12 protein-coding genes are annotated in these 13,645 nt (G+C 36.0%); 6 read left to right on the forward strand and 6 right to left on the reverse strand.

Annotation, left to right across the window (positions count from 1 at the left end):
- Window positions 1-60 precede the first annotated feature (60 nt).
- Window positions 61-1,455 (reverse strand): amino acid permease, encoded by a 1,395-nt coding sequence (locus ACIQ38_RS13700; RefSeq protein WP_402823794.1) that lies wholly within the window; start codon window positions 1,453-1,455, stop codon window positions 61-63.
- Between the two features lie 242 nt (window positions 1,456-1,697).
- Between ACIQ38_RS13700 and ACIQ38_RS13705 the strand changes: the two genes are divergently transcribed.
- Both ACIQ38_RS13705 and ACIQ38_RS13710 read left to right on the forward strand, forming a co-directional pair.
- On the forward strand, window positions 1,698-3,368 hold the full coding sequence (locus tag ACIQ38_RS13705) for a ribonuclease J (RefSeq protein ID WP_402823797.1): 1,671 nt from the start codon (window positions 1,698-1,700) through the stop codon (window positions 3,366-3,368).
- A 5-nt stretch (window positions 3,369-3,373) separates the two neighbouring features.
- Entirely contained in the window at window positions 3,374-3,619 is a 246-nt protein-coding gene (locus tag ACIQ38_RS13710; protein WP_402823800.1) for a (4Fe-4S)-binding protein, read from the forward strand.
- Between the two features lie 39 nt (window positions 3,620-3,658).
- Here ACIQ38_RS13710 and ACIQ38_RS13715 read toward each other — a convergent pair whose 3' ends face one another.
- A complete protein-coding gene (locus tag ACIQ38_RS13715) occupies window positions 3,659-4,960 on the reverse strand; it encodes a CitMHS family transporter (protein WP_402823803.1) in 1,302 nt (433 codons plus the stop codon).
- Window positions 4,961-5,197: 237 nt separating this feature from the next.
- Here ACIQ38_RS13715 and ACIQ38_RS13720 point away from each other — a divergent pair, with 237 nt between their 5' ends.
- Genes ACIQ38_RS13720 through ACIQ38_RS13730 form a run of 3 tightly spaced genes read left to right on the forward strand, consistent with a single transcriptional unit; the run spans window position 5,198 to window position 8,997 of the window.
- A complete protein-coding gene (locus ACIQ38_RS13720) occupies window positions 5,198-6,748 on the forward strand; it encodes a spore germination protein (protein WP_402823806.1) in 1,551 nt (516 codons plus the stop codon).
- Between the two features lie 16 nt (window positions 6,749-6,764).
- Entirely contained in the window at window positions 6,765-7,886 is a 1,122-nt protein-coding gene (locus tag ACIQ38_RS13725) for a GerAB/ArcD/ProY family transporter (RefSeq protein WP_402823809.1), read from the forward strand.
- Window positions 7,873-8,997 (forward strand): Ger(x)C family spore germination protein, encoded by a 1,125-nt coding sequence (locus tag ACIQ38_RS13730; protein ID WP_402823812.1) that lies wholly within the window; start codon window positions 7,873-7,875, stop codon window positions 8,995-8,997. The genes ACIQ38_RS13725 and ACIQ38_RS13730 overlap by 14 nt, the downstream gene beginning before the upstream one ends.
- Before the next feature lie 6 nt (window positions 8,998-9,003).
- Here ACIQ38_RS13730 and ACIQ38_RS13735 read toward each other — a convergent pair whose 3' ends face one another.
- A complete protein-coding gene (locus tag ACIQ38_RS13735; protein WP_402823815.1) occupies window positions 9,004-9,960 on the reverse strand; it encodes a nucleoside hydrolase in 957 nt (318 codons plus the stop codon).
- Window positions 9,961-10,189: 229 nt separating this feature from the next.
- On the opposite strand from ACIQ38_RS13735, the gene ACIQ38_RS13740 reads away from it, so the two are divergent.
- The gene (locus ACIQ38_RS13740; protein ID WP_402823818.1) at window positions 10,190-11,008 is read left to right on the forward strand and encodes a GNAT family N-acetyltransferase; all 819 of its coding nucleotides are present in this window, start codon (window positions 10,190-10,192) and stop codon (window positions 11,006-11,008) included.
- A 57-nt stretch (window positions 11,009-11,065) separates the two neighbouring features.
- On the opposite strand, the gene ACIQ38_RS13745 is transcribed toward ACIQ38_RS13740, so the two are convergent.
- From ACIQ38_RS13745 to ACIQ38_RS13755, 3 genes are all read right to left on the reverse strand, one after another.
- Entirely contained in the window at window positions 11,066-11,614 is a 549-nt protein-coding gene (locus tag ACIQ38_RS13745) for a GNAT family N-acetyltransferase (protein ID WP_402823820.1), read from the reverse strand.
- A 149-nt stretch (window positions 11,615-11,763) separates the two neighbouring features.
- Complete coding sequence (locus ACIQ38_RS13750; protein ID WP_402823823.1) at window positions 11,764-12,414, reverse strand: SDR family oxidoreductase; 651 nt, start codon at window positions 12,412-12,414, stop codon at window positions 11,764-11,766.
- A gap of 190 nt (window positions 12,415-12,604) precedes the next feature.
- The gene (locus ACIQ38_RS13755; protein WP_402823826.1) at window positions 12,605-13,549 is read right to left on the reverse strand and encodes a tyrosine-type recombinase/integrase; all 945 of its coding nucleotides are present in this window, start codon (window positions 13,547-13,549) and stop codon (window positions 12,605-12,607) included.
- Window positions 13,550-13,645: the final 96 nt, after the last annotated feature.

Below are 13,645 nucleotides of genomic sequence, written 5' to 3' on the forward strand. Positions count from 1 at the left end.
AATAAGTAATAATAAAAATCCTCTATCTACAAACAATAGACAGAGGATTTTTATTATTATTTAGCTTAAGTGATTCTCAAGCGCTGCGCTATCTTTTAAAGAATTTTGTTCCACCTTTGATTTACGAATCGAATAAATGACTATCAGTAAAATAAACCAAACAGGCGTTACAAACAATGCAACACGAGTATCTGCTGCAAGTGCTAAAATGACAAGAATAAATGCTAGGAAAACAAGAATCATGTAATTGGCAATTGGATAAAGCGGCATCTTGAACTTGTTTACTTTTGCTAAATCAGGTCTCGTTTTTCGATATTTTAAATGACAGATGACGGTAATTCCCCATATAAAGATAAAACACACCGTAGAAATACTAGTGATTAATGTAAATACACCTTCTGGCATTACATAATTCAATACAACAGCAATTAAAATAACGATTGTCGAAAAGAACAATGCATTAGAAGGCACTTGATGAGAAGTTAATTTTGTAAAGGGAACTGGTGCATTTTTATCTTTGGCTAATGAATAAACCATCCGGCTTGTACTGAAAATAGCACTATTACATGCGGATGCCGCAGAGGTAAGAACAACAAAATTCACTATTCCAGCAGCTGCCGCAATACCTACTGCCACAAAGACTTGTACAAACGGACTTTCCATTGGATTGATCGCATTCCATGGATAAATACTCATTATGACTATCAATGCCCCAATATAAAATATTAAAATCCGAATAGGGATATTATTGATCGCTTTCGGAATTACTTTTTCTGGATTTTCAGTTTCCCCTGCTGTTAGTCCAACTAATTCAATACCTACAAACGCAAATACTACCATTTGGAATGAAAGTATAAATCCATTAAAACCATTTGGGAACATGCCGCCTTGACTCCATAAATGCGTGAAGCTAGACGCTCCTGCATCAGTTGATATACCTTTAATAATCATGAAAATACCAATGACGATCAACGCTAAAATTGCAATCACCTTAATAAGTGCGAACCAAAATTCCATTTCACCAAAAAGCTTTACGGTTGCAAGGTTCATAACGAGTAAAATAACAAGTGCTATTAAACCAGGCATCCACTGCGGTACTTCTGGAAGCCAATACTGCGTATAAAGACCGACTGCCGTCAAATCGGCCATTGCGATAGAAATCCAGCAAAACCAATAGGTCCATCCTGTGATAAAGGCTGCCATATTACCTAAATAATCTTGTACAAAATCTACAAAAGAATGATAGTTTAAATTAGATAAAAGCAGTTCTCCAAGCGCGCGCATGATCAAAAAACAAATCGCTCCAGTAATCAAATAAGCAAATAATATGGAAGGTCCCGCTAAGTGGATAGATTTCCCCGCTCCAAGAAATAATCCCGTTCCAATTGCGCCCCCAATAGCAATTAACTGAACATGTCTGTTTTTTAAACCTCTCGCTAGCTGCTGTTCTTGCATATAATTCCCCTCTCTCTCTCTAAATCTCATTCAAACTTTGGAATTATTAAAAAATTTGAAATTAAAATATAAATAAAAGTCTAGCATAATAACAGTAAATTCGACAATAGCTAAAATCTAACAATTTAGAAAACGTGCAATCCTCACTAGAATTATTTAAAAAAATTCCTTCTAGCCATACTTATAAAAGATGTAGAAAAGGAAATACTTAGAATAGGAATACGAAGTGGAGGAAAAATATATTGAATATAACGGATGAAAAGATATCGATTTTTGCCCTTGGAGGAGTAAATGAAATCGGTAAAAATATGTATGTATTGCAATCTGAAGACGATATAATCGTAATCGATTGCGGCTCTAAGTTTCCCGATGAAAGTCTATTAGGTATCGATTTGATCATTCAAGATATTTCATACTTACAAGACAACCAAGAAAAACTGAGAGCTTTGATCGTAACACATGGGCATGAAGATCATATTGGAGGTATCCCTTACTTTTTAAAGCAGCTAAATGTGCCCATATATGCAACTAATTTAACGTTAGGACTTATCGAGATAAAGTTAAAAGAACATGGTCTCCTAAGACAAACGAAACTCGTTAAGATCGACAGTGAATCAGAATTGACATTTGGTACGATTAGGACCACCTTTTTCAAAACAAGTCACAGTATTCCGGACTGTCTTGGAATAGCATTCCATACTTCACAAGGTACAATTGTCCATACGGGAGATTTTAAGTTTGATTGGACCCCAGTTGATAAACACGGTGCCGAGATTCACAAAATGGCTGCGCTTGGTGAAAATGGTGTACTTCTATTGTTGTCTGAAAGTACAAATGCAGAAAGACCTGGATCCACTCCTTCAGAGCGTCTAGTTGGAGATCATATTGAAGAAGCATTTCGTCATGCACCACGGAAAGTTTTCATCTCTACATTCGCTTCCAATGTGCACCGTGTTCAGCAAATTGTAGATGCGGCGATTAAGACAAATCGGAAGCTTGTACTGCTAGGACGTAGCATGGTCAATGTCGTATCTGTTTCGATCGAACGTGGATATTTAGAGGTGCCTGAAGGAATGATCATCGAAGCTAATGAAGTGAACTCGATGGACCCGGAGAAAGTCGTTATTCTATGTACAGGAAGTCAAGGCGAACCGATGGCAGCATTATCCCGTTTATCGAGCTCTAACTTTAGACAAGTAGAAATTCTTCCTGAAGATACGGTCATTTTAGCAGCAGGTCCCATTCCGGGCAATGAACGTAGTATCTCCCAAATAGTAGATAATTTATTTCAATTAGGAGCAAGGGTAATTTATGGTTCCGGTACAGTTACAGGACTACATGTTTCCGGACACGCTTGTCAAGAAGAGCTTAAATTGATGCTTACTTTGATGAAACCAAAGTACTTCATTCCCATACACGGAGAATATCGAATGCTTCACCAACACCGGCTACTGGCGGAATCTGTTGGTGTTCAATCAGAAAATATTTTCATTGTAAATAATGGAGATGTAGTGGATATAATGAATGAAGAAGCCATCCAAACGCGAAGTGTAGATGCTGGAAATGTTTTTGTTGATGGATTTGGTATAGGGGATGTTGGAGAAATGATTTTACGTGATCGTAAATTACTTTCCGAAGATGGCATGCTTGTCATCGTTACAACGATTAGGAAATCACATGGAAAGATTATTACAGGTCCAGATACCATTTCCAGAGGTTTTATATACGGTCCAGAGTCTGGAGAGCTGATAAGTGAAGTGAACGAAATCGTAAGAACGACTATCGATAAAATGAAAGATAATAGTCGAAATCAACGTGTGTTAAAACAACATATTAAAAAAGCAGTGGAAAAACATTTATATTCTCGTACAAAACGGAAGCCGATGATTCTTCCAATTATGATCGATGTGTGACGACATTGGAAGATGAAAAAGTATTACTACAAGCAGGATACAAGAAATATAATGGACTGGAAGTCGATGTCTATTTTCACCCTGGAAAATGCACGCATGCAGCCAATTGTCTAAAATACTTACCGTCAACTTTCAATATGAGTAGAAAACCTTGGATACTACCGGATGCTGCCCTCAGAGAAGATGTAAAAAGAGTAGTTGCTAATTGTCCAAGTGAAGCATTAGCTTTTATCGAAAAATCTTTAACATAAAATGCTACCGCAATTTTTAAGCGGTAGCATTTTGACTTTTTATAATGTAATTGCACCAGTCAACACAGCTGCAATCGTCATAACAACACAAGTTCCAAAAGCCCATTTAAAAAGGAATTTTTGGTGTTCGCCAAAGCTCACTCCAACTAACCCGATTAGTATGAAAGTAGCCGGAACTAAAGGCGATAATGGGAACCCTGCAGTTGAATGTCCTAGTAAAGCTGCTCTCCCAATTTCCACTGGATCAATTCCAAAACCAGCCGCTGTTTCACTCAAAATTGGTAGAATACCAAAATAATAAGCATCAGGTGAAAAAACAAGTCCCATAGGAATACTAGTAAGTGCCACAATAACAGGCATATGGCTTCCTAATGATGCTGGAATGACAGAAACTAATGTCGCCGCCATGGCATCCATCATTCCTGTGCCACTGAAAACACCTGTAAAAATACCTGCTGCAAAAACCATAGTACTAATCATGACGAAATTATTGGCATGTCTTAATATCTGGTCTTGTTGTTTTTGTACATCAGGGAAGTTAACGACTAAAGCAATTGCAAATGCTGTTGCAAACAAAATAGCAATCGGCAATACATCCATAACAAGTAAGGCCATTAAAACAATCGTCAAGAATAAGTTAAACCAATAAGTTTTAGATACGCTTCTTTTTTCAATAGTTGTTGCAGCAAGTTCTGCAACAGAAGATGCTGGCTCTTCTAACATAATTACTCCAAGTCTCGCCCTTTCTTTCTTCCCTAATAAATATGCGGAGAAGAGCGTCCATAATAACCCTGCAAGCATTACGGGTATTAACGGAATAAACAAATCAGAAACCTCCACTTGCAAACTTGCCGCTGCTCGTACTAACGGTCCACCCCATGGAATAATATTCATCACACCCGCCGCTAAAGCTACCACGCAGGCCAACACTAATCGACTCATACCAAGTCGTATGTATAAAGGAAGCATTGCAGTAACCGACACCATAAATGTCGAAGAACCATCTCCATCTAAACCTACCAATATTGTAATAACAGCAGTCGCTAAAACTACTTTTAAAGGATCTCCTTTTACAAGTTTTAAAATTCGATTAATCATTGGATCAAATAGACCGACATCTATCATTAATCCAAAATACAAGATAGCAAAAACAATCATAACTGCAGTAGGCGTCACTTTGATGATGCCATCCATCATCATTTGACCCATATCGGCGTAAAACCCACCGATTAGCGCAAACACCACTGCTACTCCGATAAAAGCTACTACTACAGATAGTCGCTTAGTAATAACTAAAAATAAAAAAATAACAATCATCAAAAAACCTAATAAAGCCAACATAAATAATAATTCCCCTCTAGTTCGTGTATCAAATCACGAATTTTCTATGTATATGCAATATATTTTATAAAGTATACACAATTAAGTCAAGTTGAATTTTTTAGAATATTGATAATAGTTATAGTGCTCTCTTATTTTTTTCTGACATTCAGGAAAATTGCAGAAATAAGTATAGATGAACCGTTAATAGACCAATCTATACACTAAGTAAGAAATGGAAGGAGCAGATTATTCCAGATGAAATTTAAACTACCTTTCAAAAAGAAGCAATCATCCGCAACAGATCATATAACTACCAAAAATGCACCAAAAGAAGATGTAGAAAAAGTAGTGACAGAAATGATTTCTCCTTCGGAAAATGAATTTACTCAGTTGATAAAAGACGCTACCCATAATCCATCGGATCTTATCATTAAATCTATTCCACCTAACTTGACCCTTATTTACATAAATAATTTAGTTGATGATCAAACCCTAAACGATCATATTATTACTAATTTACAAAATAAATTTTACGAAACGCCAGAAATGATAAAGTCCGCCCTTTCGATACCAGAGGTAAATATATCTAGGCAACTAGAAGAAACAATAGCTTCACTCGTAAACGGAAGTGTTCTTATTTATATGGAAGGATACTCACAAATCGTGCTGGCAACTATTCCAAAGCGAGAATCACGCAGTTTATCAGCACCGGAAAATGAATCACAAGTAATCGGAGCACAGGTAGGATTCAACGAAAGTCTTTCCACCAACATTTCGTTAGTTCGTCGCTATATAATAAGCCCTGAGCTCTGTGTCGAAGAAATTAAAGTCGGACAACGCTCGAATACTTCCGTCAATATTGTATATTTACATGACATTGCTTCTGAGCAAATGGTAAATACACTTCGACAAAGGATAATAGACCTAGATGTGGATGCTTTACTAGATAGCGCAGTTCTAGTAGAAATGATCGATGATAATACCTTTTCTCCCTTCCCTCAAATGCTCCTAACGGAAAGACCGGATAGGTTTTGCGATGCTCTATTAAATGGGAAATTAGGGGTTATCGTGGATGGGAGTTCCATGGCAATTGTTTGTCCTCAAGCATTTATGGAGTTCTTTGAAAGTAGAGAAGATCAAAACTTACGTTGGCAAGTCGCTACATTTGTTCGCCTTTTAAGATTTACTGCTATTTTTCTCTCTGTTTTTCTAACTCCTATCTATGTAGGTGCATTGACATTTCACTACGAAGTAATTCCTCAGTCCTTCCTAGTTCCACTGAGTGAATCGAGGGCATTAGTTCCCTTTCCACCAGTTTTTGAAGCTTTGTTGCTAGAATTAATCATTGAACTTCTAAGAGAAGCCGGGGCTAGATTACCTACAAAGATTGGTCAAACAATTGGTATCGTAGGTGGTATTGTAATTGGAACAGCGGCAGTACAAGCGGGTATTACGAGTAATATATTACTCATTTTCGTTGCCTTAAGCGCACTAGCATCTTTTACGACACCTAGCTATACAATGGGAAATGTTATTCGTCTCATACGTTTTCCAATCATCATACTCGCAGGATTTTGGGGATTTTATGGAATTATGCTCGCTTTTTGTTTCATACTAGTTCATTTATTGCGTCAATCTAGTTTGGGGGCACCGTATATGGCTCCTTTCTATCCCCCAAGACTGCGAGATATGCGAGATAGTCTGATCAAATTGCCTCTACCGTATACAGCAAGAAGACCTCTTAATTCCCGACCTACTGATGAAAAAAAATACAATCCAGAACCAATCAATCCTGAAAAAAGTTGAACTGAAGGTGAATTAAATGAAAAAACCTATACAACTTAGCCCAAAAGATATGATTAATGCTTATTTGCTCTTCTTTGTGATTCACGGTGCTCAAGTTGGGGTTGGGATTCATGGTTTTCAACGTATTGTTTATCAGGAAGCTCGACAAGACGCATGGATTTCCGTTCTTCTGGCAGGCATTGCCACTCATATTATTGCTTTTTGTATGATTAAAACATTGGAAGCATACGGCTCTAATGACCTTTATGGAATCCAGCAAGATATTTACGGAAAATGGATTGGAAATTTCTTTAATAGCATCTATATATTGTATTGTTTCGTAGCATTCTTTTCTGTTTTGCAAAATTACATTGAAGTAATTCAGACATGGATTTTCCCCGGCTTAGCAACTTGGTTTCTTTCTGCCACGCTAATTTTAATCACGGTATATGCGTTTACAGGTGGGCTGCGGGTGGTTGTTGGCGTTTCTTTTTTTGCTATTATGCTCGCTCTATGGATTATTCCTATGTTATTATTTCCTCTAAAATTTTCATCTATAGAAAGTCTTTTCCCTATTTTAGAGGCTGATATTAGTTCTATTTTAAAAGGAGCAAAATCTATGGCTTTTACGATTATAGGTTTTGAAATACTCCAAATCATCTATCCTTTTGTAAAAGACAAAGAAAATGTAAAAAAACATGTGCATTTAGGGTTACTATTCACAACGGTTATCTATATGATCGTTATACTCGTTTCCCTAACCTATTACAGTGAAGGAAAATTAGAGAAAACAATTTGGGCAACATTAACTTTGTTCAGTTTTATTAGTTTTCCTTTTATGGAGCGGTTTGAGTTCGTGGCGGTTTGTTTTTGGATGTTGATAATTTTACCTAATCTCTGTCTTTTTATATGGGCTGCCTATCGTGGTGCCATTAGAGTCGTCAATATAAGCGAAAAAAAATTCGTTTCGATTTTCGCCGTTCTTATATTTATTGGTACATTGATCGTTCAAAGCAGAACCCAAATAAATTCGATTAACACCCACTTTGGAGAAATATCTGTTTATGTTGTATTTATCTATCCTATTATCTTATACTTAGCCACTATACTGAAAAAGAAACTCATAACCAAAAGGAGCAAAAATAATGAAAAAAATTAGATTCTATTTCATTCTTCTTTTTCTTGTCGTTATTTTAGCCGGTTGTGCAGAGACAAATATATTGGATAGAGTAGGTTTAACCACATTGGTTGGGTATGATGTCGGAACAGAAGAAAGAATGGCCACTACCGCGGTAATTCGAGAAGTAAACCCAGAATTTCAAAGCAATGTAGAAGTAATTACAACAGAAAATGAAACAAGTAAAGGAAATAGGATGAAAGCCAATCGAAAATTATCTAAGAAGATTACGGTTGGTCAGATGCGGGTTGTTTTGTTTGGCGAAGAATTAGCAAACAAAGATCTCCAATTTTACATCGATTCTCTTTTAGAAAACGCTAGTGTAAGTAATAGTTTATATATGGCCGTGGTAGAAGGAGAAACTGCTCCTTTACTCCAACATGAATATAAAAATATAGATGATATAGGTCAACATATATATAGGCTTATTGAACAAAACATCAAACAAGAATACATGATTTCCTCCACATTGCATGAAATTGCCCATGATTTTTACATGGTTGGCAAAGATTTCTCGATGCCAATTATCAGTCGTGATGGTGAGTTTATCGAATTAACAGGTCTTGCCTTATTTAGTAATGGCAAAATGGTAAGTAAACTTTCAGCAAAAGATAGCTTTTATGTGAAGCTTGTTAGAGATAACTTTAATTCAGGGATTTTTGAAACAATTATAAAAAAAGCAGATATCCCCCCCAATTTATTAAAAAATGGAGCTAGCGAAATGCCAGTAGCATTTGATGCCATACGCTCGAAAAGGAAATTGGTACTGGTTGATCCGAAAACTCCAGAGTTTAACTTACAACTTAAAATAAAAGCAAGATTATTAGAAATATATCCAGATGTTAATCTTGGTGATCCAAAAGTAATCGAAGAACTTGAAGATGCGATAAGTAAAAACTTATCAACAGAGCTCTCAAGAGTAATTGCCCATGGTCAAAATGTCCAATCGGATATCTTTGGTTTCGGTGAAAAATATAGAAGTTCCGTTAGACACTCTGAATTGACGAAAGAAAAATGGCATGAAATGTATAAAAATATGAAGGTGAACGTAAAGGTTGAGTTTGAAATACTTAGAAATGGGGTTTTTGAATAAAATATTTTACTTACCTTGTATTTTTTGTCCTGTCAAAACAGACAAAAAATTGTAAAAGAACATATTATAATCTAGGTCAAACGCAATACTGTGGATTTTGCTTCCATTATTATGTTGATTATTCGTAGGTTCCTCAGCGATACTTTGACCTCTAGCAGGTCCATTGAGTTCATCAATGATACTTACAGGATAAGTTCCAAAAGTGAACATTTCAGGATGAATAGCTGCTATCAAAGTGACGACATCATGCACTGGTGCCCCTGGAAGAGAAGGATCGCGCTCTTTATAAAAACGTGTATAATAATCCATTAAAGGTTGAAGGATTTTAGTTTTCCCAAATTGATCGATATATTTCACCATTTCAGGTGTAACAATTGCCTTTCTTGTCGCATTTAATGGGATAATCGTGACATTACTTGCGTAAGTCAACACAATATTCACGGCAATAGGATCACCGTGGAAATTTGCCTCTGCGACAGTTGTTACATTTCCTGGAATCCAAAATGCACCGCCCATAATATAATACGCTTCTATATTGTTCATCAACTCTCGATATAGTATGAACATTGTCGCGAGTGAAGTAAGGCGGCCAATATTAACGATAACCAGATCATTTTTATAAGTCTCAATAATTTTTACGATTTCTAAAAAATTTTCAATCTTTAATTGGCCGTCATCATTTGGAATAATAGGTCCCAGTCCATGTTCCCCGTGAATTTCTGGATAAAAGGTTGGTTGTTCTCCCGTTAAGGGAACTTCCGCACCACGTATTACAGGAATTACTGAAGGATAGTTAAACAACTTCGTTAAATAATGAATATTAGATACAGCATCCTCTCTTGATACATTGCCGTAATCCGCCACTATTCCTACAATCTCCACCTCATCACTTAAACTAGCATAGATTAATGCAACCGTGTCATCAATGCCTATATCTCCAAACAACAATACTTTCTTTGCCAAAAAACTCCCTCACTTTCCCCTTTCATTCTATGCCATACAAGTTTGTCTATATACAAAAATAGAAAAATCTTCATTTAGTATTCATTCAATTAAGTTTACATAATATTATTATAGAACATCATATTATATATATAATGAAATTTTTCGAAAATACTTGCTTCGCCTTTTAGCTCCTGTAAAATAAAAGAGAGTTGCACGATCCTCCATACAGAAGAAAAAGGAGCAAAATATGTTAACACAAAAGCAATTAGACGATATTAATCAACTTCAACAGGAATGTGAAATACATGACCAAATTCAACTTAAGCTAAATTGGGAAATGCTTAAAAATCGACAAGACGATACACTCGATTTTTTGCACTATGAAAATGACTTGCTAGTTGCTTTTCTAGGATTATATTCTTTTGGATCAACAGTTGAAGTTTGTGGCATGGTACACCCTAAAGAGCGTCGCAAAGGACATTTTTCTACATTATTTCAAGAAGGAATGAAAATAGCAAAACAAATGAGTTTTAAGAAAATCTTGTTAAATGCACCAGCTAGTTCACTAGAAGCTAAATCGTTTTTAGTGAAACAAGGGGCTACTTACGGATTTTCCGAGCATCAAATGCAATGGAAAGAAAAATTTTTAGATGAAGTAAGTGGTATTCATTTAAGAGTTGCAGATGATTCTGACCTAAATATGCGTATTCGTTTAGATGTAGAAGCTTTTGGAATATCTAATGAAGATGCAGAAACAATGGAAAGCAGAATAGACGGAGATGCGGACAATGCCATGCTCATGATAGAAGTGCATGAAGAAACAGTCGGAAAAATTCGAGTGAAAAGAGAAAATGGAGAAGCTTGGATTTATGGTTTTTCCATCTTGCCAACACATCAAGGAAAAGGAATTGGCAGAAAGGTATTACAAAAAGTAGTGAAAGAGCAATCAGAGGCAGGTTACTCTGTTCATCTTGAAGTAGAAGCTAATAATGCACATGCACTCAAACTTTACGAGTCAATTGGATTCACAGTAATCCATGCACAAGATTATTATATTTATGAATGATGTTTCTACCCTGATATATATATCAGGGTAGAATTGTCTAGAAACATGAAAAACTGTTTATACTTTCTCTATCCAATCTTTTTTTAACATGCCATAAACAATATGATCTACATAGTGATCATACAACCACTCGGCTTGGCGAATGCATCCCTCTTCCGTGAATCCAAGTCTTTCTGGAATTGCTCTACTTTTCTTATTTTCTACAGCAGCGCGAATTTCCACTCTGTTTAATTTCAAATCGTTTAATGCGTAATCAACGAATGCTTTAACTGATTTTGTCATTAACCCTAACCCGACGTAGTCATTACCGAGCCAGTATCCAATACTTGTAGATTTGTTATTCCAGTTAATTTGATGAAAACCAATAACACCCGCTAACTGACTATCGTACCAGATTCCAGCTTGAACTCCGTTATTTTCGCTAAATTGTTTCATCGTAGATTGTATAAAGCTTTGTGTGTCCAGTATAGTTTTGGTGTAATCAATGAATGGCAGCCATTCTCTTAAGCTATCCTTCGACCCAACTGTCAAATCGAACAAAAGTTCGGAGTCCCGTAAATCGAGCATTTTTAAGTATGTTTTTTCGTCCAATTGGTATGTAAACAAAGAATTCCCTCCATTTAGTTAACATAATATTATTATATATACACATTTTTAAAGATTTGTATTAATAAAATATCCTGGTGACACCAAAAGTAGCTATCAACAGTCTTTCGATGTCACCTTCCAGCCGGATTCTGGTCATTGAAGTTCGTTTAATTGATATTTTTTAGTGCTTCTAGTATCGGAGTGTCCCCTGATATCAAGTCAAATGAGCGCTTGAATGTATTTTCCTCATTTAAAGAAGCGACAACTGTTCGGGCAACATCCTCGCGAGAAATAGTTCCTTGTACTAGATTACTAGCTAGCGAAATTTTCCCTACACCAGGATCATTCAAAAGTCCTCCTGGGCGTATTATAGTGTAATTCAATCCACTTGCTTCAAGCATTTTATCCGCATAATGCTTGGCAACCATATATGGTTTTATTGGACTATCAACCCAGCTATCTCTGTTATGTGCTTGTATGGCGCTAATCATAATAAAACGACTAGCACTAACTTTACTAGCAGCTTCCATCGCTTTAACAGCGCCATCTAAATCGACTAATAATGTTTTGTCTGCCCCAGTACTACCACCGGAACCTGCCGTGAAAATAACCGCGTCACTTCCTGCGATTGCATCCGCAATTTCATCCAAACTTCCTTCTAAATTAGAAATAACTGCTTCAACGCCAGACTCGCTTAGTGCTTCTGCTTGCTCTTGTTTGCGCACCATCGCTCTTAATGAATGCTCATTACTTTCTTGTAATAACCGAACAATATGCTTTCCTACTTGACCATTTGCGCCTATCAAAAGAACTTTCACGATAATTTCCCCTTTGCTGTAAGATTTTCCACTATTCTCATTGTTCCAGAAACAGATTGTATAGGCAAAGTATGTGCTTGTCTTTTTATAAACAGAACAAAAGTTCGAAAACCCGTAAATCGAGCATATTTATGTGAATTTAGTAGGTAACGAAAGAATTATCTTAATTAGTTTACATAACATAATTATTTTAACCTAAATGATTAAATGGGTTGTTTTCTATTACTTGTTGTATTTCTTTATCTTCCACATGCGTATATATTTGTGTGGTAGATACGCTCGTGTGACCAAGTATATGCTGCAAACTTCTAATATCTGCTCCATTTTTGTACATTATAGTCGCTGAAGTATGTCTAAGTTTATGTGGTGTGAGCTTTTCTTTGTTTAAACCAGAATCTGCGTTTATTTGTTTCACAATTTTTGCGACAGTTTGACGGGTTAGTCTCGTCCCCTTTTGCGATAAAAATAGTGCTTCATTCGTACTTGCATTTTGTATGTATTGACGTTCCTTTTGCTTGTAAATTTCGAGAGATTGGATGCAGACCTTGTTTAAGAAAACTGTTCGTTCCTTATCCCCCTTACCTACTACATATAACACATTATCCTGGATAGAAGTGAGATTCAAACTGCATAACTCGGATACACGAAGCCCTAAGTTTAAGAAGAACATAACCATCGCATAATTACGATAGTAGTGATTCGTTCTTTTAATCCCTCTAATAAAAACTTCCGCATCTTCTTGATTCATATAAATTGGCTTTTTCTTTCCTATTTTAGGTGTTTCCAGTTCTTCGGCTGGATTATAATCCAGCAACCTTCTTTTCCCTTTTAAATATTTGAAAAACGATTTGATCGTAGCCGCTTTCCTAGCGCGAGATGCTGCGCTATTATGTCGCTGAACTTCACAGTACTCTAAAAACAAATAAATATCTTCTAGTGATATGTCTTGTATAAAGTCAATCGTCAAATCTTTAATATTAATCTCATCTAACTGCTTAAGATCTATTTCATCCTCGACCGATTTTAAAAATCGTAAAAACAATGTTATATCGTATTCATACTCCTTGCGTGTTCGTATAGATTTTCCTTTTATCGTTGTCAAATATACTAAAAAATCCTTTAAAATTTTCGGCATACATTCCACCTCTTCAGCTCCTATTTTATCACAAAATAAGGTTCCCAAATATGTATTTGGGAACCTTATTAAAATTTCATGATATTTAACCTGAAA

It is taken from the genome of Psychrobacillus sp. NPDC096389 (assembly GCF_044762855.1).
Classification (GTDB): Bacteria; Bacillota; Bacilli; order Bacillales_A; family Planococcaceae; genus Psychrobacillus.